The sequence below is a fragment of the Achromobacter sp. GW823-FHT04E03 genome (assembly GCF_058796095.1).
Window position 1 is genome coordinate 1 of sequence record NZ_JBXAIJ010000017.1, and the last position, 353, is coordinate 353.

2 tRNA genes are annotated in these 353 nt (G+C 51.6%); both read left to right on the forward strand.

Annotated elements, in window-relative coordinates:
* Positions 1 to 89 precede the first annotated feature (89 nt).
* A tRNA-Ile gene (locus tag AC1RHV_RS31105) sits at positions 90 to 166 on the forward strand.
* Positions 167 to 189: 23 nt separating this feature from the next.
* Positions 190 to 265: transfer RNA gene (locus AC1RHV_RS31110), tRNA-Ala, on the forward strand.
* Positions 266 to 353: the final 88 nt, after the last annotated feature.

The window sequence follows — 353 nt, forward strand, 5'->3', positions numbered from 1 at the left end:
TGATATAGCTGGGATCAGTTGCAGGCTTGGGTCGAGGGAATCTTCCCTGGGTCTACAGCTTTCCTGACTGCTGATCCGAAAAGGTTTTTGGGTCTGTAGCTCAGTCGGTTAGAGCACCGTCTTGATAAGGCGGGGGTCGTTGGTTCGAATCCAACCAGACCCACCAAGTATTCTGCGCATGCGGGATATGGGGGTGTAGCTCAGCTGGGAGAGCGCCTGCTTTGCAAGCAGGATGTCATCGGTTCGATCCCGTTCACCTCCACCAAGTACCTAATCACCTGGTGATGTAGAGGCTAACTCATAGTGTCGTTGAAACGGCCTTATGAGTTAGGTTTTACCTGACAGCTATATTC